This window comes from Stenotrophomonas sp. Iso1 (assembly GCF_027497995.1).
GTDB lineage: Bacteria > Pseudomonadota > Gammaproteobacteria > Xanthomonadales > Xanthomonadaceae > Stenotrophomonas.
This window is the reverse complement of record NZ_JAODBT010000001.1, coordinates 170,609-197,595: the sequence shown is the minus strand read 5'-3', so window position 1 is coordinate 197,595 and position 26,987 is coordinate 170,609. Positions and strand designations below refer to the sequence as shown.

At 63.4% G+C, this 26,987-nt stretch carries 7 protein-coding genes; all 7 read right to left on the bottom strand.

What is annotated here, in order from left to right; translation table 11 throughout:
- Window positions 1–223: 223 nt before the first annotated feature.
- Complete coding sequence (locus tag PAN08_RS00670) at window positions 224–3,676, bottom strand: PAS domain-containing hybrid sensor histidine kinase/response regulator (RefSeq protein WP_269789631.1); 3,453 nt, start codon at window positions 3,674–3,676, stop codon at window positions 224–226.
- Between the two features lie 224 nt (window positions 3,677–3,900).
- Complete coding sequence (locus PAN08_RS00665) at window positions 3,901–4,911, bottom strand: OmpA family protein (protein WP_269789630.1); 1,011 nt, start codon at window positions 4,909–4,911, stop codon at window positions 3,901–3,903.
- Between the two features lie 10 nt (window positions 4,912–4,921).
- On the bottom strand, window positions 4,922–8,302 hold the full coding sequence (locus tag PAN08_RS00660; RefSeq protein ID WP_269789629.1) for a hypothetical protein: 3,381 nt from the start codon (window positions 8,300–8,302) through the stop codon (window positions 4,922–4,924).
- Entirely contained in the window at window positions 8,299–19,293 is a 10,995-nt protein-coding gene (locus tag PAN08_RS00655) for an SdrD B-like domain-containing protein (protein WP_269789628.1), read from the bottom strand. Before PAN08_RS00655 ends, PAN08_RS00660 begins: the two co-directional genes overlap by 4 nt.
- A 346-nt stretch (window positions 19,294–19,639) precedes the next feature.
- On the bottom strand, window positions 19,640–20,386 hold the full coding sequence (locus PAN08_RS00650) for a winged helix-turn-helix domain-containing protein (RefSeq protein ID WP_269789627.1): 747 nt from the start codon (window positions 20,384–20,386) through the stop codon (window positions 19,640–19,642).
- Window positions 20,387–20,807: 421 nt separating this feature from the next.
- The gene (locus PAN08_RS00645) at window positions 20,808–22,952 is read right to left on the bottom strand and encodes a S46 family peptidase (RefSeq protein WP_269789626.1); all 2,145 of its coding nucleotides are present in this window, start codon (window positions 22,950–22,952) and stop codon (window positions 20,808–20,810) included.
- Between the two features lie 186 nt (window positions 22,953–23,138).
- A complete protein-coding gene (locus PAN08_RS00640; RefSeq protein WP_269791134.1) occupies window positions 23,139–26,951 on the bottom strand; it encodes a translocation/assembly module TamB domain-containing protein in 3,813 nt (1,270 codons plus the stop codon).
- Between the last annotated feature and the right edge of the window lie 36 nt (window positions 26,952–26,987).

Genomic DNA, 26,987 nt, shown 5'->3' with positions numbered 1-26,987 from the left:
GTCAACGGCAAGGAGCAACCGCAGCGGCAACAGCGCCGTCATTGCCTCTTGTGCACATGGCCCGCCACCTCCTTGCGCTTGGCGCAGCGAGGATTGGGTAAGAATCACTTTCCGCGCAGAGTCACGACTTCTGAAGACCCTGTTTTTGCCGACTTCAGATCGCGCCGGAAATCGCTCCTGCGCGACGCCCGGAATCATGCTCCGTAGACCAATGCGTGGTCTTCTACGCGCCGCCCTGGCGACGGCGCGGGTCGTTCAATGCGGTGAGAAACGCACGCAGCGAGGCGGGCTTCACCGGCTTGGTCAGCACACGGTAGCCGCGCTCGCGTGCCATGCGTTTGAGTTCGTCGCGGCCATCGGCGGTGAGCAAGGCACCCGGTAACGAACGGCCCGACGCCTCGCGCAGAGCAACCAGCGTATCAAGGCCATCCAGGCGGTCATGCAGGTGGTAATCCACCAGCATCACGTCCGGTTGCTCGGCAATTTTTTCCAACGCCATGTCCACGGTGCTGGCGGCGATCACATCCACCTTCCAACGGCCCAGCAGCGCGCGCATGCCGTCGAGAATCTCCTGGTCGTTGTCCACGCACAGCACGCGCATGCCGGCCAGTGAATCGTCGCCACCGAATGCGGAAACCGGCTTTGCCTCCGGTTGCGGAACGCTGGGCGCGGCAACGCGCGGCAAGGTGATCGAGAACATGCTGCCGTGGCCGATCTGACTGCGCGCATTCAAGCCGTGCTCAAGCAGGCGTGAAATGCGTTGGCAGATGGACAGGCCCAACCCCAAGCCTTGCTCGCCCCAGTCGAATGGCTGCTGGTAGCGATGAAACTCTTTGAATATCTGCTGCATGTGGTGCTCGGGAATACCGGGGCCGGTGTCCCACACCTGCAGTTCGACCTGTTCACCGCGCACACGCAACGCCAGCACGATGCGACCGGTGCGGGTGTAGCGCAGTGCATTGGCCATGAAATTCTGCAGCACGCGACGCAGCAACCGTCGGTCACTGCGCACCCACGCCGGCCGTGCAAAGACATGCAGGCGCAGACCACGCCCCGCTGCTATCGGCGTGTACTGCGCGGCCATTTCACGCACAAGTACGCTGGCATCGAAATCGGTGATGGTCGGGCGCATGCCGCCGGCATCCAGCCGTGACACATCGAGTAGACCGTCGAGCAGCTCCTCGGCCGCACGCAGCGAGGCATCGACACGTTCGGCCAGATGCCGTTGCTCGTCGGTCTCCTGCAGGCTGTCGCGCAATGCCGAGGCAAACAGACGCGCAGCATTGAGCGGTTGCAGCACGTCGTGGCTGATGGCGGCGAGAAAACGGGTCTTGGACTGCTGCGCGGCCTCGGCAGCCTGTGAGCGTTCGGCGACGCGCTGCTCCAGTGTTTCGTTGGCTTCCAACAGTGCCTGTTCGGCCTGTTTGAAATCGGTGATGTCGTTGTAACTGGTGACGTAACCGCCACCGGGCAACGCCTGACCGCGCAGTTCAATCACCTTGCCGTCGGCACCGGTACGCTCGAACACATGCGGCGAACCGGCGCGCATGTAACCGATACGGCGGTTGATCTGCACCTCGGTATCACCGGAGCCCAGCTCGCCGCGCTCGGCGTTGTAGCGGATCAGATCCGCCACCGGGCGGCCGACATAGAGCATGCCGTCGGGGTAGCCAAACATTTGCTGGTAACGGCGGTTCCATGCGGTGAGGCGCATCTCCGGATCGACCACGCTGACGCCGGCACTGATGTTTTCCAGCGTGGTGGAAAGGATCTCGCGGTTGAAGCGCAGCTCCTGGCCGGCTTCGTCCAGTACCGCCACCACTTCACCCAGGTCCATACCCGAGCCACGCAGCAGGCTGGTCAACAACAAGCGCGCTGAGGCGGCGCCGATGGAAGCGGCGAGCAGGCGCTCCGTGAACTGCACCCACACGCGGTCGGCCGCAGCAGACGGCAGGAAATCACGCTGCAGCAGTTGCGCCTGTTCAATGAACGAGCGGCGTGCGCGGCTGTCGCCGATCACCCGCGTGGCGAGCGCCAACAAGTCACGCACCTTGATATGCGCCGGCCAGTCACCGGCCACTACCGGCCGTTTGGCATAGGGATCAAGAAACGGTGCCGCGCGCAGGCGCTCGGCAACATCGGGCCGCCAACGCATCGACACCAGCAGCATCGTGGCGGTGTTGAGCAGCAGTGACCAGAACGTACCGTGGGTGAGTGCATCCCAACCTGCCAGGCCGAACAACTGCTGCGGACGCAGCCATTCAATGCCGAACGGACCGTGTTGCAGCAGTGATTCGCTCAACCAGCCACCGTGGCTCAAGGCCGGAATCAGCAGTGTGTAGATCCACACGCCGAAGCCGACCAGCATGCCGGTCTCCACGCCGCGACGGCTGGCGCCGCGCCAGTACAGGCCACCGATCAGGCCAGGCGCGAACTGCGCTACCGCAGCGAAGGCCATCAAGCCATAGGTGGCGAGCATGGTGTCGTTGTTGCTGCCGCGGTAATAGCCGTAAGCCACCAACGCCAGCAACAGGATCGCCAGACGGCGAATCCATAGAACGCGCGAGGCGACACTGGCTGCTTCCCGGTGGTCGCCACTGCGGCGCAGCAGCACCGGCATCACCAGATCGTTGCTGATCATGGTGGCCAGCGCGATGGAGGACACGATGACCATGCCGGTGGCCGCCGAGAACCCACCGACATACGCGGCCAGGGCCAGCGCCATGCTGCCTTCGGACATCGGCAGTGCCAGCACCAATGTGTCGTCAGAGGCCAAGCCGGTACCGAACAACGTGGCACCTGCGGTGGCGATGGGAATGATCATCAGCGAGATCACCACCAGATACCCGCCGAACATCCAGCGCGCGCGGCGCACGTCGGCAGCATTGCCGCACTCCACCACTGCGACGTGGAACTGGCGCGGCAGACAGATCAATGCCAAAAAACTGAGCAGCGTCTGCGAGACGAAACCTACCGGCGGCATGCCCTCGAACAGCGCGCGCGCCGAACGCACGACGGACTCGCCCCGGTCGGAGATCAGCAGGTAGGCGAACATACCCACCGCGACCATCGCAATCAGCTTGATCATCGACTCCAGCGCGATGGCCAGCATCATGCCGTGGTGGTGCTCGGTGGCATCCACCTGACGGGTGCCGAACAAGATGGCAAACAAGGCCATCAGCAGCGCCACGTACAACGCCGGATCGGTCAGCACACCCTTGCCGCCGGCATCGCCGCTGAGTACCTGCACGCTCATTGCCACGGCCTTGTACTGCAGCGCCAGGTACGGCACCACGCCGATCAAGGCGATCAGGGCCACCAGTGCTGCCAGACGCCGGGAGCGGCCGAAACGCGAGGAGATGAAATCGGCGATGGAGACGACGTTTTCGGTACGTGCGATCAGCGCCAACCGTTCGATGATGCGCCAGCCGAAGGCCAGCATCAGCAGCGGCCCCAAATAAATGGGCAGGTAGCCGATGCCATAACGCACGGCGGTGCCGACGCCGCCATAGAACGTCCACGAGGAGCAGTACACCGCCAGCGCCAGGCTGTAGACCACCGGCCGCAGCCATGGGCGGTCCGGATACAGCGGGCGACGGTCACCCCACCAGGCCACGCCAAACAGCAGCGCGGCATAGCCGAGTGACACCAGGAGCAGGATCCAGCTGGAGACCAAGGGCACATCCCGTCGAACGGAGCGGCCCAGTGTAGCCATTCCGCTGGATGGGGGCTGTGGGGCCGCCAAGAAGCCCAATCCCTTCGCAGCCTTCCCGTGCGTCGAAAGGGACGGGGTAGAAGTAGCCCTGTGCCCTCCCGCCTATCCCCCGAGAACAGGCAGAGCGCCAAAACAAAACGCCCCGGCATTGCCGGGGCGTTCTGGGTTCAGCACTGGCGGATCTTTTACTGCGCCAGCTCGAACTGCACTTCCACGCGACGGTTCGGCAGCAGGCATTCCAGCAATGCCGCACGCGGCTTGACGCCGTCGCACTGCTGCACCTGCTGGGTATCACCGCGGTACTCAAAGCGGATCTTGTCGGCCGGCACGCCACGGCCAATCAGCAGCGTACGCACGGTTTCGGCGCGACGCTCGGACAGGGCCTGGTTGTGGTCGAAGCCCTTGCCCTGCATGCGATCGGCATGACCGATCAGCGCCACACTGGCCAGTTCACGCTGCTCGGCGGCGATGGTGGCCAATGCACGGTCCACGCTTTCCAGCGAGTAGGTGCGGATGTCCTTGTAGCCGTCGCGGTCGAACTCGAACAGCACATTCGCAATCAACGGACCCACCGCCACCGGAGCAGCCGGGCCCACACCGCACAGGCGTGCGGCGGTCTCGGCTTCGTTGACCAGGTCTTCGGCGATCTGGATATACGGCTTGGAGTGACGCCACTGCTGCTGGTTGAACTCATTGCCGGCATGTACCAGCTCCACTTCACCGCAGGCCACTTTCTGCGAAGCGCAAGCAAAGCCGGGGGTGCCGTGGATGACTTTCAGGCGCTGCCACAGGTCGGCACGCAGGTACTTGGCGTCGTTCACCAAGGCGGTGTCGGTGGGGATCGGCGAAACGCCGTTCTCCATGTCCACGATCAACTTTTCCGACTCGGTCAACGCCTCCTGCGGGAAGGCGCTGCGGTCGTTGCGGGTGTATTCGTGGAACGACACGTCCAGCCAGCACTGCGCTTTGGACAGGTGGTAATCGCGGATTGGGCGACCACCGTCGTTGAGCGCCTGGATGCGGCCCTGGGTAGCCTCGTAGGACTCCAGGTCAGCATGGATGGCCTCATCGGTGATGCGCTTGGCCTGCGGGTTGAGCTGGGTCTGCTGGGCGCTGGCGCCGCCAGCAACCACCGTGAGGACGGCAGCAGCCAACAGGGTGCGGAACGAGCGGGTTTTCAGATACGAAAGGGTCATGGTGTCGTCCTCAGCGGGCCGGATCGCGGTAGCGAACCGGGTCCCGACGGAAAAGATCTTCATCGAACTTGAAGCGCAGGCGCAGGAACGCGCCCTGCTGTGTGTACTCGTAACCGTTGAGGTCGCTGTCACCTTCGAAGCCGGTCCAGTTGTAGCCGGCCGACAACCACAGGTTCTGGCGCAACAGGCGGCCTACTTCCAGACCGTAGGCGTACTGGTTTGCACCGTACTGGCCACGGAAAGTGGAACCCAGCACGCCGATGTCCCAGTTCTCGGTGATGTCGTAGACCACGCGGCCAGACAACAGCACGGCGTTGAAGCTGCTGTTGACGCGGCCACCGTCGCTGTAAGCGAACTGGTCACGCTGCCATTTGCCAGCAATGCGGCCAGTCAACCACCACGGGCGCGACGGGTGCCAGTCGGCATGCGCCGAAACGATATGCGCACGGGTGCGCACGTCTTGGCTGGTGCCATCCACTACTTCGCCATCCAGCAGGGTCAGGCCACTCTCGTCGCGCTCGAGCTTGTACTCGTAACGCATCAACGCGTTGATCCGGTTGCGGTCGGTGTCGCGGTAGGCCAGGCCAAGCTGGAAGCGATCCTGCAGCACGTCACCACGGTCTTCGTAGTTGGTGGCGAGCAGGTAATTGCGGCCCAGCAGGGTCCAGTCGCGGCTCAACTTGCGGGCCAGCATGAACTGCAGCAGCGAGGTATTGAACGCCTCGTTGGCGACCGTGCCCGGTACGTCCTCGGAGATGCGGTGCTCGCCACGGATGGCGCCGCGCCACAACGGATTGGCGCTGTAGTCCAGTGCCAGTGCCAGGCCGGTGCTGTCGCCGGTATCACCGGCCACCACGTTCACCCGTTCAATGGAGCTGCTCAGGCGCAAGCCCTTGGCGATATCCCAGTTGTTGCGGATACCCGAGGCCGCCTGCACGTCGCGGCCGCTGATCGAGTCACGCATGCGGTACTCGGAGAACGCCTGCGTGTCGCGGATGTAGCTGGTGTCGATACCAAACACCAACGCATCGGCCTCGCGGTCGGTGGTGGTGATGCCATAGGCGCTGGTCAGGCCGGTCTGCTGTTCGTATCGGCCATACAGGCGGCTGCGCTCGAACACCTGATAGTCCACGCCCGCTGCAACGCGGTTGCGGTCTTCACCACTGACGCTCTGTTCGTACTCGGCACCGCCGCTGAACTTGTCGCTGAAGCGGTAACCCAGGCCCAGACGTGCGCTGTCTGATTCCAGCTTGGTGCCGATCGGCAAGTCGCTGGTGATCGGGCTGCCGCTGGAAGAACCATTGATGACCATCAGGCCGGTCGCCGGGTCCAGTGCCTGCTGGCCGTAGCCCAGTGCACCGCCGCCACCGCCCGTGGCAAAGCCGCCGGTCAGTCCGCCGGTCTGCCCAAACGGGGCACCGGAAGACCATGGCGAGGTCACGCCGATGGTTTCGCGGATGCTGCGCAGGCCCAGGTCTACGGTCAGACGCTCGGTAGCGCCGATACGCACGCCGGCACCGCCGGCATCACGCTTGCCACCATCGGGATTGCGGTCTTCGCTGCGCAGGCCTTCCACGTACAGCTCAAGACGCGGCCCCACGGCATACGCCATGCGTGCGCTGTACTCACCACGGCCGCCGTACAACGGCGAAGCGGCGTTGTTGAACTCCGGATCGGTGCGCGCGGCGAACAGACGGGCGTCGAACTTGCCGCCGTCATGGGCGAATTCCACGCGCCATGCATCACCTTCGACTTCGCCGGTGACGTCCTTCAAGCCCTGCGAGGTCACCTGGTTGAGCGAGTTGGTGTTGACCTCGCTGCGAGTGCGGGCGAACTCGGCAACCAGCATGGTGTTCTGACCGAAACGATAGCCGGCGTTGACGCTGCCCATCTTGAACTCGGCATACGGGTTGCGGTCTTCCACCGCTGAGGCACCCACTTCCAGTTTGTCGGTCAGCTTGAACTGGCCATCGGCACCGACCACCCAGAACTTCTCGGTCTGCTGGTCCAGTTCATAGGTGATGCGCAGTGACACCGGGTTGAGGTCGCTGTCGAACGACGGCAGGAACTGGTTGAGCAGGATGCGCCCGGAGAACGGCTCGAAGCTGTAGTCCACCAGACGCGCCAGCGGCTTGACCGAGACGATGCGGGTGGGCTGGTTGCGGTCGCGCACAATCATTTCCACGCGCTCGCTGCCTTCCAGCACCGCGTTGTTGCGCAGCGCATACGGGCCACTGCCCTGGCTGCGGAACTCTTCGATGATCTGCCGCAGCGAGTCTTCGATGGCGAACACGTTGGTACGCACGCGCTCACTTTCAAAGTGCCAGCCCAGGCCGGTGGCGGTGCGGTTGTAGGTGCTCAGGATGCGCTGCGGGATCGGGCCACTGCCACCGATGCCGCTGGTGGTTGCCAGCGTATCGCCTGTCTGGAAATCGCCGTACAGCAGGTAGCTGCGCTTGTTGTCCACGCGCACGTACAGGCGCTCGGCCGAACGCGCGTCGAAGCCACGCAGCGACGAGTCGCCATACACCGGGTAGAACTCTTCCGGCTGGATGTCACGCAGCAGGCGGCCGCGCACATCCTTGTCCGAATCGTAGGCCGCGGTGAGCAGGTACTCGCCCTTGATCTGGCCCTTGACGAAGAACGCGGTGCGCGCCGATGCATTGGCTTTGCCGTTGTTGAACTGCTTTTCCCAACGACGGATATCGCGGTCGAACGCATCGTGGTGCTGCACCGGCGAGACCAGTCCAGCATTGGATTTATTGCGGAAATTAACGATGCCTTCGATCAAACCGGTGGCCAGCAGATCGCGCATTTCCGGCAGGAAACCGATCGTGCCTTCGGCAGTCTGGTCGCCGGCGGTAATGCGCAACAGCACATCCTGCGGATCATGCGGGGCTACCAGGTCGAACTCGGCGACGCCGTTTTCCACTTCCACCTGGATGCCCGGCATCACCTTGTCGGCATCGGCAGCGCCGGGGCCAAACTCGTCGGTGCGCGAACCCGGCAGGCGGATGCGGCCACCGCTGTTTTCGATGGTGGCGAACGACTTGCCGGCCAGCGGCTTGTCGTCAGCACCGAGCAGACGCACGGTGATGTGCACCGGCGTCTGGCCATCGGCCGGCACACCGTCGCGGTCCACTTCCACCGACACGCGGTCCACACCGACGTTGCGGCTGTAGTCGGCCTCGCCCGAACGGGCAGCGACGACTTCCGGCGGCGTATCGGTGGTGACCAGCGAGCGTGGGTACAACGTGCTGGCATCACCCAGCACCGGCGTGAAGCGGGTGCTGGTGCCCACGTTCTGGGCCATGGCCGGCAATGCCGCCGTGGCCAGCGCACAGGCCAACAGGCTCATGCGCGGCATGGCACGCAGGGAGTGGCGGCTCATGGCTGCACCTCCTGCGAAGCGGCGGCCGAGGGCGGGTTGGGTCGCGGATGCACGATCGGTCTCTGGTTGGCCGAGTCCGTGGCCTGCTGCGGCGCACGGGCGGGCTTGCTTTCAAAACGCAACTGCGACTGGCCGGTTTCGGTTTCCGGCGCACGTACCTCGCCTTGGGTACGACGGGCCTTGACCTGCTCCAGCAGCGGGTTGGAACAGCTGCCTTCGATGAAGTCGGCGCGATGCAGCTCGCCGTTCTTCAGGTCCAGGAACAGGCTGTCGGCATCGCCCAGGTTGCGGTTGCTGCTGGTGGTCAGGCGCGAGCCAGCCGGCAGGGTGGACGCATCCACCTTCAGGGTGTGGCTCTGCGGGGTCAGGCCGCAGTAGCTGTACTTGCCTTCCGAATCGGAGATCACCCAGGTGCCGTTGGAGAAATACAGACGCACACCCGGGATACCCAACTCTTCGTTGTCCTGCAGGTGGTTGTTGTTGCAGTCCACGAACACCTTGCCCAGCACACAGGCTTCCTCGGTGAACACGCCACCGGTGACGCGCACGCGGTACTCGGCACGGTTGGACGGCACCGAACCCGGCACCGGCGTCATCGAACCCGGGTCGATACAGCCACCGGTGATCGAGCAACCATGCGCCTGGGCGCGGTTGATGCCGTCACCCTGCTGCGCACCGACGCCGACACGCACGCGGTAGGTCAACACCAGCTGTTGGCCAACGTTGATCGGGCCAAGGTTGAAGCCCAGGCGCGGGCCCGGCTTGCCCAACGGGTTGTCCAGCGCACGGCCACCGATGCGGGCGGTACCGTCGATGAAGGTGAAACCACGCGGCAGCGTATCGACGATGTTCAACGTCGCCATCGCACTGCCGGCGGTCTGCCGCACGGTGATGGTGTACTGCACGGTGTCACCGATTTCCGCGGTCTGGCGATCACCGGTCTTGGTGATGACCAGGCCGGTGGCTTCGGCCGTATCCAACGGGATGTGGTTGTGCACGATGCCCGCCGTTGACGAGCCGGCAAACAGGGTCAGCCAGTACTGCGTCGGCGTACCCACCGCACCGGTCGGTGCGTTGGACTGCGGCTGCACCAAGTGGCTGCTGCCAGCAGCACCCAGCGGCGACAACGAGCCGTCCTGCGGCGTGATCAGCGACGACACGAACTGATAACCACCCGGCGGCGTCACCGTCAGCTGGAACTCGCAACGTGCCGGCGCGGCCGGGCCAAACATGAACTGGTAATAGCCGTTGTTGCCAACCGTCATCGAGACCGCATTGCCTTCCACGCGGTAGCCACCGGCTGCTGCGTTGAGGATGGCGGTCATCGGGTCATAGCCGTTGCACACGCCCACCGGGGTAATGGTGACGATGGAACCGGGCACCGGATCGCGGGTGACGGCGTCATACACCACACCCGACGGATCCACCGGCAAGCTCTGCTGCGGCAGATGCTGGCCAGATTCAAGCACGACCTGCAGCTGGCTGGTGCCGTTCTCGGTGACACGGCAGGCGCTGACGCTGGAGTCGGTGATCGCACGCGGGCTGTCACAGGCAACGCCCATGCCGCCAGCGGTTTCCTGGTTGACCGGCCATGCCCACAACACACCCGAGGCAGGGTCACGGAACTGGATATTCCACTTGATGCCGGGCACCACGTCGCCGAAGCGATAAGTGCCATCCATCGCCGTGGTGGTGGTCTTGCTCACGATGCCCGTGGCAGCGTCCAGCAACTCCACGATCCATGACTGCAGGCGCTCGTCACCACCATCCAGGCGGCTGTCATCGCTACCAATGTCGAACCACACCGTGCCACCGACCGACGCGGACAGCTGCACCTGGTTCGGCACGCGGCAGACGTTCTGGGTGATAGCGGTATCGCAGACCGGCAACTGGGTGACATCACCCTCGAACGTGTTGCGCTCGGTGGTGGTCGGGGTACGGAACTCGTTCTCGCCGCCGCCTTCAACCAGCACCGCGTTATTCACGGTACCGGCCTGTGCAGCTTCGGCGGTGACGTTGACCTTGACGGTGATGTCCGAGGTCGAAGTGGTGCTGGCGTTGAGTACTTCCGAGCTACGGCATTCAAAGCGGGCATCGCCCACCGCGCCGGTGCAGATCCAGCCATTGCCCGACGGTACTTCCGCCAGGTTCAGGCCAACCGGCAGGCGGTCCTTGACGATGTATTCACCGGACGAAGGCTTCTGCCCGCCGTTACGCACGCGGATGGTGTACGTGGCCACGTTGTTGACGGTGAACTTCACCGTGGTGGACGACTTGCTCACCAGCATGTCCGGCGAATCTCCAATCTCGCCGAAGTTGTTGTCCAGCGAATTGTTGCCCGGCTTCAGCACGATGCCGTTGATTTCCGAAGGCGTGGTTTCCTTGCCCGTAACCTTGGCATTGGAACGCACACCGTCGATGCTACCGGCCGTGGTCAGGCCATTGAGCGTCTCGGCCGGCTGCATCGGCTCGGTCACCACATAGGTGCCCGGACGCAGGTTTTCGAACAGGTAATGGCCCTGCACGTCGGTCTTGCCCGACATGCTGACCGGGTTGCCCAGGTCGTCCGTGCCGGTCAGCACAATGTCGACCAACGCATAGCCACCTTCGTCGCTCTGCTTGATGCCGTCATCGTTGCTGTCGTTGTAGACAAAGCCGGCAATGCTGCCCACCGGAATCTCGCCGAAGTTGTTGTCCGACGAGGTTTCGTTCACGCCCACCGTGATGGTGGAGATCTTCGACGGCGTGGTACCCGGCGTGGTCGCCGTGCCACCGGTGGTGCCCGGTACGGTCTTGCCGTCCAGGGTACCTGGCGGCTGAGTCGGCTCGGTCACCGTGTAGGTGCCCGGCGGCAGGTCGGTGAAGCTGTAGTTGCCGTCCGCGTCGGTGGTCACCGTGGCCTTGATGGGGGTGCCATCGATGGCCGTGCCTTCCAGCTCCACGGTCACACCGGCGATGCCCTTTTCATCCGGGTCGACGACGCCATCGTTGTCGGTATCCACCCACACCTTGCCGCTGATGCCGCTGCTGCGCGGAATCTCGCCGAACAGGTTGTCCACCGAAGCGGTGCCCGGCGTGCTCAGATCGATGTCGGTGATCTTGCTCGGCACCGTGGTCACCGGCGTAGCGGTGCCCGAAGCGGTACCGCCCACCGTGCCGGCAGTGGTGATGCCGTTGGCAGTACCGGTCGGCTGGGTCGGCTCGGTCAGGCTGTACTTGCCCGGACGCAGGCCTTCAAAGCTGAATTTGCCATCCTTGTCGGTGGTAGTGGTCAGGCTCACCGTCGCGCCGGTGTCATCGACACCGTTCAACTCGATGACCACGCCGTCCAGGCCGATTTCGTCGGCACCGGCGATGGCGCCGTCATTGTTGACGTCCAGGAACACCGTACCGGCAACAGACACCTGCAGCACTTCGCCGAAGTTATTGCTCTCGGACTTGCCACCGGCTGCCAGCGTAATGCCGCTGATCGCACTGGGAACCACGTTCACGGCGGTGGCGGCGCCACCGGTCGTACCGGCGGTGGTGATGCCGTTGGTGGTGCTCGTGCCATTCCACGACGGCTGCGTGGCCTGCTGGGTCACCTTGTAGGTGCCTGCCACCAGATCAACAAACTGGTACTTGCCGTCCGCATCGGTCACAGCCTTTGCCACAACCTGACCCACTGCGTTCTGGGTACCTGCCGGCAGTTCTACTTCAACGTTGGGCAGGCCCGGCTCGCCGCTATCCTGCACGCCGTTGTTATTGCGGTCCAGATACACCACGCCCGACAACACCGCGGCAATTTCGCCGAAGTTGTTACCGGTCGAGCCGGTGACAGGCAGGTTGTTGATGGTGATGACGTTGCTGGTGTTTTCCTTGCCGTCGGCCAGACCGGTCGGCTGCGTCTGGGTAATGGTGTAGTCCACACCTGCGATCGCATCCGGATAGCTGTAGTTGCCGTTCGCATCGGTAGTGAGCTTCTCATTGACGTCATCCGCGGTGCCCGGCAATCCATCCGGGCCGTTGCTGGTAATGACGATACTCACACCCGGAATGCCTGGGTCGGTGCCGTCCTGGCTGCCGTTGTCATTACGGTCCAGGTACACGGTGCCGATGATTGGCGCATTGGCCAGCTCACCAAACAGGTAGCCGGTTGCCTTCTGCCCTGCATCCAGGCCGATCGCGCTGATGACGTTGGTCACGGCATTGCTGCCAGGCGTGGTTGCATTGCCGGCGGTGTGCTTGCCATCGATGTAACTGGCCGGCTGCGTTTCGGTCACCGTATAGGTGCCCTTTAGCAGATCGCCAAAGCTGTAGGCGCCATTGGCATCGGTGGTGGTGGTGCGGCTGACCGTCGCGTTGTTGGCATCGGTGCCGGTCAACGTCAGGGTGACGCCAGCAATTGCCTTCTCCACCGCGCTGTCGAACACACCATTGTTGTTGGTGGCCGGGCTGCCGGAGAAATCTTCGAAAACCACGCCATCAAGCGACGCAAGCGTCTCGCCGAAGTTGTTACCGGCCGAACCATTCACCGGCAACGTGCTGATGCTGATTTCGTTGGTGGTGTGTTCCTTGCCTTCGGCATAGCCCGCCGGCTGCAGTTCCTTGACCACGTAGCCGACGTCGGACAGCAGATCGGCAAAGGCGTAGTTACCCTGCGCATCGGTCTGGGTACGCGCCAGCTCGGTGGTGCCGTCGGCGGCGTAAAGCACCACCACGACATTCTCGATGCCGCCATTGGCCGCCGAGTTCACCGACCCTGCGTCACCGGCATCGAAGCTGCCGTTGTCGTTGCGGTCCACATAAACCGTACCGCTGATGCCTGCGACCAGGATTTCGCCGAAGTTGTTGCTCTCCGACTTGCCACCCGCGGCCAGGACAATGCCACTGATGGCACTGGGGACGGTCGCCACATCCGTGGCCGTGCCACCTACCGAACCTGCAGTGGTCTTGCCGTTGCTGGTGACAGCGCCGCCAAAGCTCGGCTGCTGGCTCTGCTCGGTCACCGTATAGGTGCCCGCCAGCAGATGCACGAACTCGTACTCGCCACTGGCATTGGTGACAGCCTTGGCCACGGTGTTGCCCAAGGCATCGACCGTGCCCGCAGGCAACTCCACCTCAACGTTCGGCAGGCCCGGTTCACCGCTGTCCTGCACGCCGTTGTCGTTACGGTCCAGATACACCACACCCGACAGCACCGCGGCGATTTCACCGAAGTCGTTGTCCTTCGAACCGGCCACCGGCAGATTGGTGATCGTGATGACGTTGCTGGTGTTTTCCTTGCCGTCGGCCAAGCCGGTCGGCTGCGTCTGGGTGATGCGGTAACTCTTACCAATCACGCCATCGGCGTAGCTGTAGTGGCCATCGGCATCCGTGATGATCGGCTGCGCGGTGACAACCGGCTCCCAGGTGCCCGTCGTCGTTTCCACTTCCAGGGTGATAGTCACACCCGCGATGCCCGGCTCGGCACCGTTCTGGTTGCCGTTGTCGTCCAGATCCAGGTAAACCGTACCTTCAATCTGGCTCTTCTTCAGCTCGCCAAACAGATAGCCCAGCGCATCCTGGCCTGCATTCAAGCCAATGCCGCTGATGATGTTGGCCACCGACGTGTTACCCGGCGTGGCGGCGTTGCCAGCCGTGTGCTTGCCATCCTCATAACCTGCAGGCTGGGTCTCAGTGATGATGTAAGTACCTTGCAGCAGATCACCGAAGCTGTAAGCACCGGTAGCCGCATCGGACGTCGTCGTGCGAGTGACCGAGTTGTTGTTCACGTCGGTGCCGCTCAGCGCCAGCGTGACACCTGCAATCAGGTTCTCGCCGGCATCCTTTGCACCGTTGTTGTTGGTTGCCGCATTGGCCGAGAAATCCTCGTACACAAAACCGGCCAAGGACGCCAACTTCTCACCGAAATTGTTGTCGGTGGCACCGTTGACCTTCAACGACGGGATGTTGATCGGCGCGGTGATGGGGTTTTCCGCCGCATCGGCATAGCCGACGGGCTGCTGCTTCTGGTGCAGCGTGTAACGCAGGCCGGCCTGACGGTCCAGGAACTCGTAGTAGCCGTCGCTGTTGGTGAACACCGTCACTTGTGCCTGGGCCACACCCAGACGGTCGTACGGGGTCAGGACGATCTCGATACCTTCCAGGCCGCCGTTCGGGCGCGAGGTACCGGTGTTGTTGACGTCGTTGTCCTTGGTCGGGTCGAACTTGCCATCAGCATCGCGGTCCACATAGACGTAGCCGCTTATGTCGCTCAACGCCTGCTCGCCGAAATCGAAGTCCACGCCGTCCAGGCCTGCGGACATGTCGATCTTGGTGATCGCATCGATATCGCCGCTACGGTTTTCCACCGCACAGAAACCAGCGGCACAGGCCACTGTACCGATGGTGCCGGCCTTCACCGCCGAGGGGCGGTTGACATAGTTCGGCGTCGGCAACGGCTGCACCAGCACGTACTCGATCAACGGATCAAGGTCGGTGAACTGGTAGCGCCCGCTGGCGTCCGTCTCGACGCTGGCGATCGGCGCACCGGTACTGCTTTGCAGGATGACCGTGGCTTTATCAATCGCCGGGTCGCCGTTTGCACCGGTAGTGAAAACGTCGTTCTCATCCAGATCGACATACACGTGACCCGACAGTGTCGGACGACGGATTTCCGGGAAGTTGTAGTCGACCGCATCCACGCCCATTGCCAAGGCGATACCGCTGTAGCGCGTGTTCGAGGTCTTTACGTTGGCCGGGTCCACCTGTGCGTAGGTGCCGCCATGCGACGGCGCGCCGGTGCCGGTGGTCGGCGGATCGATATCACCATTGACGTACTTGGCGTCCTGCGTCTGCACCAAGGTGTAGCCCGCAGCATCCGCCGGCGCCAGGTCCGAGAACTTGAACCGGCCGTTGCTGTCGGTGGTCACCGTACGCTGCTGTTCGGTCAGGTAAGTGGTGATGTCATCGCCGTACAGGTCCCTACCGGTCAAGGTCAGCTTGAAGCCGGAAATACCCGCGTCGGCACCGTTCTGGATGCCACCGTTGCCGCCCGTGCGGTCCTGGTCATGGAAGACCGTACCGGCCAGCGAAGAGCGCAGCAGCGTGACAGTGACGTCGTCGGTGTTGTTGTTCGGATTGGACTCGACCTGACTGGTCGTCACCACGCCGGTATTGATCGCCGTGTCGCCTGGCGGATAGCTGGTCCAGCGTACCGGCACCAGAATACGGGCACGGCCGCCCACGGACATGTCACCCAAGTTACAGCTGATGGCATTGCCAGCGTCCAGCGCACAACTACCGCCATCGGTTGTCACCGCACCCGGCTCATCGGCGATCGCGGTACCGGTCTTCTGCCAGGTGATCGCAGCCGCACCACCAATGACCTCCAGCCCCGCCGGCAAGGTGTCCTTCACCAAGGCACCCGGAATCACCTCACCGTCGATCAGCGCGTTCAGCGCATGGCCCGGGCCTTTGTTTTCAACTTCCATCACGTACCAGAACTTCTGCCGCAGGCCCAGCGGGCCTGCATCAGCTGGCAGCGTGGTGCTGGGAATGCCCTGCGGCAGCAGCTCATGCGCCGTTTTGACGATGGTCAGGTCTACGCGGGACCGGATCGAAGTCGTCTGGCTACCGGTGTTGTTGTTGGGGTTGGTGTCGTTCTCGTTGGAGCTGGCAGTGGCACTGTTGCTCAGGGTTTCGCCAGCACCCGGCGGAGCCGTTAGGTACTCGTACACCAGGAACAGATGGCTGGTCGAACGGCTGGCGATCACACCGTCTTCAACGATGCCGGCGCCCGTTGCAGGCATTTTGCAACGGATGGAGATCGGCTCACCGGTGGCGGTGGAGGTGCCGTTACTGCCGGTGCCGTAGCACAGGCCGCCCGAACCCGGCGCAACCAGCGGACCTGTCGGGCCGGTGACCGGGCCCGTCATGCTACCGATGAACGCCAGGCCCACCTGCGTACCCGTGGCACGGGCCGGCGGCGTGATGGTGTCATCGATATGAACATTGGTTGCCAGCGACGGACCATTGTTGGTTACCGAAACCCGATAGAAAACACGGTTGTTGGCGCTGCCGCCCGCACTGGAATCGAAGCCCAGCGGATCCACCGCCCCGGTGAAGCCGCGGTCTTCCTTGTTGGTGATCAGATCAACCGTGCCTTGATCAAAGCTCAAGATCGCGGTGCTCTTGTCATCGGCCGTATTGGAGTTGTAATTGAAGTCAGGGCCGCTGCTCGGGCCGGTAAAGGTGAAGTCGGCCTCGTTGAACAAGGTGCGCCCGGTGGTGTTGCCGGCATCGATGTTCGGGCGTATCCGCACAGACATCGTCTGGGTAGCCTGGCGCCCCATGTCGATGGGGGTACAGCTGATGACAAGCTTGGCCTCGGACCCACTGGTATTGCTGTACGAATACTGGCCACTGACAGCAGACAGAACCTCCTGCACACCGAGCTGCAGCGGTTTTTCCACGGTACAGGCGGTGACGCCGCCACCGGTCCGCGAGGCCGACACCAGCACAAAGCCGGCATCGTTCGCCTTCAACGTGAAGGTGTCACGGAAGATGACTCCCGGTGCGGGCGAGGTTTTGTCATTGATGTAGGTGATCTGGTAGGCACTTTCAGTACCCACACGACCCGGATTACCCGCCGTAATCGCTTTCCTGGTGCTTACGTTGGTGACCGGAGCCACCGAAAACCAGTCGGCAGCAAACTGACCACTGTTACTCAGCTCACCCAATGCATCCGGGTGGGTCTTGTCGATCCGTACCTCGGCGACATTGCAGTGCCGGTTGGCAACGTTGCCGCAACGGGGATTACCCGCCACGCCATTGCTATCGACCAGGCCGCGTGTGACGGCGACGTTGAACTCTACCGACGCCCCCGGCTGCAACTTGGTGCCGGCATTGGAGCGACAGGTAAAGTTGTTGGATTCCATCCCACAGGTCCAGCCCGTCACCGGCGTGCTGGTGACGCTGGTCACGCCAGCGATGTAACCGGGAATGGGATCGGCAACGATGATGCCGCCGGTCGCACCAGAGGTGGTCGAGTTGGTGACCTTCAGGGTGAAGTTCACCGTGCTGTCGCCGACGGCCAGTTCGTTGTCAGCGTCACCCGGTCCGTTGGTGAGCTTCTCGATGGACAGTTCGGCGTACTGCTGGGTAGCGCGCGAATTGCCACCTGCACAATCGTTGGTAGTGGTCGGATCCAGGTTGATACCGCCGGCGGTGGTCGGCTCCTTGGAGCCACCGCTGCCACCGGTGCATGCCTCGTTCTGCAGGGCACCGGCTTCACGGGCCAGGGTATGCAGCGTGAGCTTCGGCGAGGATCCACCGTTCGGGATCGAATAGCCGGTGAGCTGGTCGCAGGTCACTTTCTGCTGCGTACCGGTCAGGTACGGCGTGGCGACGCAACGCCAGGCGCCGCTGCCATCAGGATCAAACGGCACGCCGGCCGTGATCGGATCGCCGACAGCGTCGACCAGCTGCTCGCCGACCGCCAGCGTATCCACGATCTGGACATCACCCTCGACCGCGCGCGGCCCCTTGTTGGTGACGGTCATTTCCGACGTCATCATGCTGTCGGTTTTGGACTGACCACTCACCCAGACTGGCACCAGTGCCGGGCTCTTGTTCTTGGCCATCGCCAGATCGGCGCCGTCCGGCAGCACATCGATACTGGTGGTGCCCGAATTGTTACTCGACACCGGGTCGTCGACGTCTGAACCAACCGTGGCGGTATTGGACACGGTGCCGCTGCTGTTGACGCCGTTGACCGGTACCCGTGCGGTCACTTTGATTTCCACCGGCCCGCCACTGGCCAATGAAGAGACGCTGCAATTGAGCTGGGTGTTGGCCGGGTTGGGCGCACAGCTCCAACCCGCCGGGAATGCGTCCACCGATTCGATCAGGAAGCCTGCCGGCATGGGATCGACAACGGTGACGTTGGTCGCCGTGCTGGGGCCATTGTTGCGGATGAACAGAGTGAAGGTGACCAGCTCGCCCGCCGCTACGATGGCTGGGTCAGGCCTTTTTTCCAGCGACAGATCGGCACCCGGGCTTACGGTGGTTGCAACCGTGCTCTTGTTGTCATCCGTTACCGGATCGATAGGCTCACCTGCGCCGGTCTTGACCTCCGCAGGGTTCACCACGGTGCCGCTTTCGGCATTGACCTTGGCACGGAACGTATAAGTGGCCGTGGCCCCAACCGCCAGTTGGCCGGTGTAAGTGCCGTTGGGGCCAGAGAACGACCAGCCAGCACCGGCCGCGCTGCCTGCGACATAGGACAGGGTCGAAGGCAGTACATCCTCCACAACAAACTTGGTGGCCACAGTCGGCCCCGCGTTGGTCACGGCCATGGTGTAGGTGATTTCGCCGCCGCCCGTGACCTGGTTGACCGAGGCCGTTTTTTCCAGGCTCAGGTTGGTCGCTTCGGTCAGCGTCGTGGTCTGTTCGAGGGTGTTGTTGCTGGTGTTGGCCTCACCACCAAAGAACGGATCGTTGCCCGGCAGCGATTGCAGCGGAGTATTCGCATCCGGCAACGCGTTCGCGTTGCCGACCGAGGCACGTGCCGAATGGCTGTCATCGACGGCGGTGAGTGTGGTGACTGGCAACGCGAAGGAGTATTCCGAACCGCCGTTGGGCTGCAGCGGCGCCGGCAACAGGCAGGTGACACGCGAACCAGTAAGGGTGCTGACGGCTGTGCAGTAAGGAGGAGCATCTGCGGACAGAATGAAACCCGACGGCAGGTCGAACAGGACCGCGACGGGGCCTGAGGGGTCATTGCCCCCGTTGTCGACCGTTACGGCGTAACTAATCGTCGAACCAGCCGGAATAGGGTCATAACCGGTATCGGAGAAGTCGGTGATCTGCAGATCCACCGCGGCCATGGCAGTGGCCGGGGCTATCCAGCCCAGCAGAAGAATGGAGGCTGCCCGTACAAATCGGCTACCAAACCCTTCCCGTTTTTTCCGGCCAACCACGTTGACCGAATCAAGGATGTCCATGTCCTGCTTAAGCTGCTTTTTCACCGGGTAACCCCATTTACAAACGCGCTGCGCCGCCGGTCCGTCCTGTAGAGGACGACCCACGTAATGCGTGATTGGCTGGAAGGCGGCCCGCCCCAAATAACGAGCCGTCAGAACGAAATTCCTATTTCAGGAGTTTCGTGAACGGGGGAATTCTTACGCCGCCGTTCAGGGGTTACAGTGCCAGTTTATTGCGAAAACTCTCACTTGCTATCAGTCAAAAGACTGTCATCAGCTCGCTTTCAAGCTATCTTTTTGATTTAACTGAAATTTAGCTTTTGCGCGTTCATTAATGTGAACCCACATCACATTTATTTAGATAAGTAGGCGCTGAATAAAAAACCGTGAACTAGAGCGTCAGGCGATAACCTGAACCGCGAACTGCGCGGATGGGCAGGGTGCAGCGAGTGACGCTGCGGACACGGTTACGCAGGCGGTGCACCAGCACTTCAATCCTATGTGGATCAAAGGCCCACGGCTGGTTGGTGAGCGCTGCTATCAATCGCTCACGGCCTATCGTTTCGTCAGGAGAGGCAAACAACAGCGTCAAGAACGAACGCTCGGCCTCGGTCAAAGCGAGAACTTGGCCGCTGGGTGCCCGCAAATTCCAGCCGCCCGACTCGAGTTCCCACGCGGTGGAAGTGTCACCGGCAGCGGCGGCCTCCATCATCTGTACCGGCTCTCCCGGCAAGCGCCGCCTCAGGCTGGACAGCTTGGCGGCAAGCAGTTCCACATCGGGACGGTGTGACATGCAGGCGTCGGCGCCGGCCCACAGGCCCTCAGCCACGCGGTGCGGGGTTTTGGCGTCCACCAACAGCACCACGCCAAGGTCGTCGCGTCGGCGCAGGTGTTCAACGGTGGTGGACAGATCGTCATCCACCAAGGCGGTGTCTATCAGCACTACGTCGCACGGCACGATGGCCAGCTCGCGGTACAGCGCGGTGATGCTGTCCATTGCGTGCACCTGCGCGCCATAGCGCTGCAGAGGCAACACAACGTCCAAGCTACCGACAATCCATACCCGCAGCGGCGCCAAAGCCAGCGCCAAAGCATCGCCAGCAGCAGCCGACGCGTTGTCCAGTTGTTGCGTTACCACACAGTTCCCCCGGCGTGAGGCACATGAATCTGCCCAATATAGGGGATATTAGCCCAGCGTAATGTCAGTTACTGACGAAGGTCATAAAGAACTTTCTTATGGCTCCGAGGAAAAAACCCTCAGCCAGTCCTTCCAACGTGGCTGCAGCACGGTCTGAACGCGGGCAATCCCGGTGAAAACCCGTTGCTCCGGTCTCTGCGACACGTGCCGTGGCAAGGCCTGCATCGCTGGCGGTTTGACCCACCAAACAGGTGATACGGAATACGCATCACCCGCCCAGGTGCGGCTCGCGGAAAAACGTGGATGCCTCACAGGCTCTCCATCACCACGGTTTGCACTGCGGTGCGGCCATCGACGGGCCGCACCAAACAGCCACGCGGGGGCCTTCGTGACCAAGCCCCCGCGCACTCAGCGAGCGGGTTTACTCCACCGGCACGCCCATTTCCTTCAACAGTTCCGGCGCCGGGTAGACCTTGGCCAGCAGCCAACGCAGGTAGCGCATGTCCACATGCACGGCGCGCTTGTAGCGTGGATCGAACCACCAGCTGGCGCTCACCGATTCCCAGTTGGAATCGAAATTCAGGCCGATCAACTCACCGCGTGCATTGAGCACCGGCGAGCCCGAGTTGCCACCCGTGGTATCCAGGTTGGTCAGGAAGTTGACCGTCTGCGTTTTCAACACCGGATCGGCCGTGCTGCCGAAATCGCCCTTGGCGATGGCCTCCAGCAGTGGTTTGGGTGCGTCGAACGGCACCGTGTTGGTGTTCTTCTCGACGATGCCAGCCACCGTGGTGACGGGCGAATAGCTCACCGCATCGCGCGGATGCAGTGCCTCGACTTTGCCGTAGCTGATGCGCAGCGTGCTGTTGGCATCCGGATACACCGCGCGGCCCTGCGCGGCACGCCAGGCGAACAACGCCTGCATGTAGGACGGACGCAGACGCAACTGCTCGCCTTCGCGCTCCTTGCTCTGGCGCTCAGCATCGAGCTGGGCGGCCACCAATGCCGAGGCCACTGCCGTCAGCGGATCGCTTTCAATGGCAGCTCCCTTGCGTGCGCTTTCAAAGCGCGACAAGCGCTGTGCTTCCTCGCCCAAACGGGTTTGCGCGTACAGCGTGTCCAGGCGCGTGGCCAGCTGCGCCGGCGTGCGGCCGAACAGGGTGTCGTAATGCGCGTTGCGCTGTGCATCGGGCAGCTGCTGATAGCGGGTGAGCAACGCGGTGAGAATCGCTTTCTCCACGGCCGGGTCGTAGCGGCGCTGCACTTGCTTGAGCACACCTTCGATCAGCGCCTGATCGCGTTGCTGGTAGCCGGCTTCACGCTCGGCGTCGGGCTTGAGCGATTCCACGCGCAACCGCTCCAGCAGCAATGCCGAACGCAGCAACTGGGTCTGGCTGGACAACAACGTCACCAGGAACTCGCTGTTGCCAACTTCGCGATCCGCAGCCAGCGATGCAAACAATGCGTCGATGTCGGTTTTGTACTTGCTGTCGGTGGCGGCCAGCATGGCCTGCTCATCCTGTGCACGTTGAGCCTTGGCATCGCTGCGCAGCAGGCCCTCCAGTTCGCCGGCTGCACGCTTGCGATTGTTCTTCAACGACTGCAGCTGCGATGCGTAGCGGGTACGTGCATCGGCATTGGTTTTGCCGACGGATTCGATGGTGTCGATCAACTGCTGGAACACGTCAACGCGGCGCGGCAGCACGGTGTCGATCTGACTGCTGAATTCAGCGGCGGTACGCAGGCGGTAGGTGGTGCCCGGGTAACCGGCCAACATCGCGTAGTCGCCTTCCTTCGGGCCGTCGGCCGCCATCTTCACATGTGCCGGCGGCTGGTAGGGAACGTTGTCCTTGTTGTACGGCGCCGGCCTGCCGTCCTTGCCAACATAGGCACGCAGCAAGGTGAAATCGCCGGTGTGCCGCGGCCACATGAAATTGTCGATTTCGTCGCCGTAGTTGCCGATGGCGCGCGGCGGGGCATAGACCAGACGGATGTCAGTCAGCTCCAGCTGGCGGATGCGGTAAAAGTCGGTGCCGTAATACATGTTGGCCACCGAGCAGCGCACGCCGCCTTCGGCTTCGCAGTCAGCAACGATACGTTTGCGCGCGTTTTCCACGGCATCGTAGTAAGCACGCCCGGTCTTGCCGCGTGCATCCGTGAGCACGTCATCAGTGACCTTGTCGAAGCCCACCGTCACCAACACGCGGTAATCCGGATTGGCGGCGCGCTCATCGGCACGGCCCTGGGCGATGAAGCCTTCGTTGATGGTGTCGTGTTCCTTGCTGGCGTTGTACTGGATCACGCCATAGGCCACGTGGTGATTGGTCAGCAGCAGGCCATCGCCCGACACGAACGCACCGGTGCCACCGCCCACCCGCACCACCGCACTCAACGGCGGCGCAGTGACATCGGCCAGTTCCGCCGGATTGCCCTTGAAACCGGCCTCCTTCAGCGTTTTTGCCAACTCCGGCAACTGCGTGGGCATCCACATGCCCTCGTTGGCGTTGGCGGCAGCAGCCAGGCTCATGCCCAGCACCAGCGCGGCGGTAAGCGGTTTGCGCGTCATTGGAACTCCAGCGAATTACAGAACAGGCGCCGACAGTAGCGATGGCAGCCGGGAGCGGCAACCGCCGTCGGTCATGGCACTGGGAATTAGGGGCCGCACACAGGCTGAGGGCCATTCTCAGTACTGAGAATGGCCCTTGTGCCGGGATCACGCTGCGCGTGCTCTTCGCCCCGCGAATTACCTGCTTTACTTCTCCGTGCGCCAGTTCACCGAACCACGGTTTTCCACCGTGCTCGATTCCACTTCGATATCGAAGCCGCGACGTAGCAGGTACTTCAGCGTCAGCACCGAGCCGCTGCCGACCAGCGAGACGCCGTAGCCGACATAAAGCTTGGGCGTGATGTATTTGCCCACACCGATCACCGAACCACCCAACGCGCGTGACTGGCTTACACCCGCGTCATCCAGGCCCAATTTAGCGCCCACCTGCGCGGCCAGCAGGCCGCTGCCGGCCGACAATGCCGCCGAGGCCGCGTTGACCTGCTGTGCCTGGTCGCTGCTGGCCATGCTCAAGCTGCGGCCCAGCACCAGGTATGCCAGCGCTTCGGATTGCGACATCGCCGGGTCCGACCACACGTCCACCTTCGGCGCCTGCGCGCGGCCGGTAACGTGAATGCCGGCCGTGATGTCACCGATCTCGCGCTCTGCCTTGATGTTGATGCGCGGGTCCGAAACGATGCCGTAGTTCCACAGCAGCTGGCCGTCGGTGATGGTCAAATCCTGGCCATAGGCCTTGTAGCGACCACTCACTTCCAGGCCACCGTTGGCGGTCATCTCGCGGCCCGGTCGGGCGCGCACCTGCATACGCCCGGTCAGTGCGCCCTTGAGGCCGAAGCCGGTCATCTTGACCTTGTCACCCAGGCTCACGGTCAGGTCCATGTCCAACGGCGAGGACGGGCCTTCTTCCGGGTCCACCGGGTCCAGCACCACCACGTCTTCGGAGACCGAGGTGCCGCGGTCCAGGCGCTCCAGATCCAGGTCGGCCTCGGGCACATGCACGCTGCCACGCAGCTCCATCGCCGTGCCGGCCAGGGTGAAGTTCAGATCCGGGTTGGCGACCACGCGCAGTTCGCTGGTGTTGGCCAGCAGCACCTTGTCGCCAGAGATATGCAACTGCAACGGCTGTGCATCGCCAAACCACGACAGGCCACCATCCACCTTCAACGCGCCTTCGCCACCGGTCTTGGCCGAGGCACTGATGCGCGCCGAACCATCGGGCTGTGCGATGAAACTGCCTGTGCCTTCGCTCAACGTCAGGCCAAGCGCCGGCAGCTCGCCGGTGAAATCGCTGAGCTTGGCATCGCCGCCCAGCGTCGGTTGGCCGCGTGTACCGCGCAGGCTCACGTGGCCTTCGATCAAACCCTTGGGCCGCACCAGATCCGGCGAGAACAACTCCAGCCAGTACAGCCGCGACATGTTGAGGTACAGCTCACCGTTGAGCGCGGCACCCGGCTCCCAACCGGTCTGTACCTTGGCATCGACAAAGCCGTCGCCCTGGAAACCGACACCGAGGTAGCCCTTGATGCTGTTGGGCAGCATTTCCACGTTGAGCGAGAAATGGTCATAGCGCACCAGCTCGCCACGGGCGTTGTCACCCAGGCGGATGCCACCCTCGGCCGAGGCCACCTTGAATCCGCCTTCAAACGCATTGCCACGCGGGCGGATGTCGCCGTCGAAGGTGACTTCGCCACGCAGGTGCAAGGTGCGGCCGGCATTGGGCGGCAACCACGGCTGCACCAGTGCAAGCGGCAGTGCGTCGCCCCGCAGCTTCAGGCCATCGCGTGGCCAGTTGGCACTGGCGCACACTGCACCGCCGGTGGTCGACCCCAGGCAAGCTTCGCCGAGGGTGAAGTTGCTGCCCTGCACATTGAACGCTGCCGGCTGACGCAGCTGCCACGGCGCACCCTTGACCGGCGCCAACCGCAGTGAAGCCAGTTCACCCCGCCATGCCTGCCCGGCCTGACGCACGCTGCCACTCAACGCGATGGCGCCGAGCTCATTGCCGGTGTCTGCCTCCAACTGCAGGTTCTGCACGCTGCCACGCGCATTGATGCGCACCTGGTCCAGCAACATGCCCACTTCCACCGCACTGCCCTGCACCTGCAGGGCGCCGTTGTCGCCTTGCCACGGCAGGCGGCCATTGATGCTGATCTGGCCGACCTTCCAGTCATCCCATTGCAGGCCGCTACCGCGCAGGTCAGCGGTGATGTCGGGCTCGCTCGGCTTACCCCGCAACTGCAGGGTGCCGGCCAGGCTGCCGCTGCTGCCGGGCAGCAGGTCGGACAGATGCAGCGGTTCCAGCCGCGCATCCACGCTCATGCGGTCGCCAACCTTGCCCTTGGCCTCGATTCGGCTGTCGCCGACCACCAGGCGCACGTCGCCTTCGCCCTGGGTGCCCTGCAACGCGAGCTTGGCGCGTGCGTCCACGCTACGGCCACGCAGCCTGCCCTTGAGTTGCGGCACGTCCACGGTGGCCTCAAAGCGCATCTCTTCGGTGCCGACCGGCGCCGGCAACTGCTTGCCTTGGGAAGCGAGCGTGCCCGACAGATTTCCTTCCCAGCCCGGCAGGAAATAGCCGGGGTCGAAGCTGGCCAGTTTGGCGTCCACATCCCAGGCCAACATTGGCGCCCACGCGGCGGAGCCGGTCAGGTCCAGCGAGCCACCGGGGGTCGTCGCCTTGAGTTGCTCGATGCGCGCCTGCTGGTCGTTGCCACGCACGTCGAAATCGAGACTGGCGTCCTGCGCTTCACGAGCGACGTCAGCCTTGCCGATGGCCGCCCAGTTCTTGAGGTTGCCGGCCACGCCCAGCCGCGCTTCTTTCAGGTGCATCGGCACCGGCGTGGAATCCGGTGCGGTGGGATCCGGCGCCGGTGTCCAGGTCAGCTGGTTGGCCACCACGGCAAAGCGGAAGCCCGGGTTCTGCGCATCACTGAAATCCGCAGTGCCCTGCAGCCGCACGCTGCCGCCGAAGACTTCGGCCACCAGCGGTGCAACGGTCAGCACCTGTTTGTCGATGGCGACGTTGGACGGTGCCAGCACCAGCTCCTGCTCACCCTGCCGCACGCGGCCCTGCAGCTGCGCCTGGCCACCACGGCCACGCGCCGAGATATCCAGCGCCAGCGGAGCGGGGGCTTCTGCCATGAACTGCGCTGGCACCAGTTGGCCCAGGTCCAGCGCTTCCGAACGGGCAGCAATGTTCCACACCGGGTTGTTGCGGCCATCCAGAATCAGGCTGGCATGCAGCGGCTTGGGCGCGTAGCCGGCCAGCGCCACTTCCATATGCGCCAGATCACCGCGTGCCACCAGACCCAGCCGTGCTGCGGGCTGGCCCGGTCGCGCCGGCATCAGCGCACGCACGGTGAGGTCGGTGTCGTAATCGTTGCGCGGCACGTAATGGCCGTCGATGCGGAAATCGCCAAGGTTGGTGTTGACCTTGATCTGGGTCGCGCGGAACTCACCATCGGCAGCTTCCAGGCCACCACGGATGCGGGTGATGTCGATCACCGGTTCCTGCATCTGGCTGATGCGCAAGCCATCGACCGCGATGGAGTCAGCCTGCAACGCCAGCGGCAGCTCGATGGCCGGCAACACATCCGGCCAGTTGGGCAACGCGAATGGCTTGTCTTCCGACGGGCCCAGATCCAGCGTAGCGTCGGTGATGCGCAGCGCATCCAGGCGCAGTTTGCGGCCCAGCAGCGGGCGGATATCCGGGTCCAGGTACGCCTGGGCGGCGGTGAAATGCAGGTCTTCGTAACGGAAATCGAGGTCGTGCAGGATCAACGGGCCGGCCAGCGGGCCTTCGGCCTTGCTCCAGGTCAACGACGAATTGGCTGGCAGGCGCGCCACCACTTGCGCCAGCAGCACTTCACGCCCTGCCACGGTCTGCAGCAGCCAGTACACCGCAAACAGGCCCACCAACACCAACGCGGTGATGGTGATGCCGCTGCGCACAGCCAGCTTGCGCAGGCGCGCCTTGCGCTTGGCACGCAGCTCGGCGATACGCGCTTCGCGTTCTTCCGGGCTCACGTCATCCGG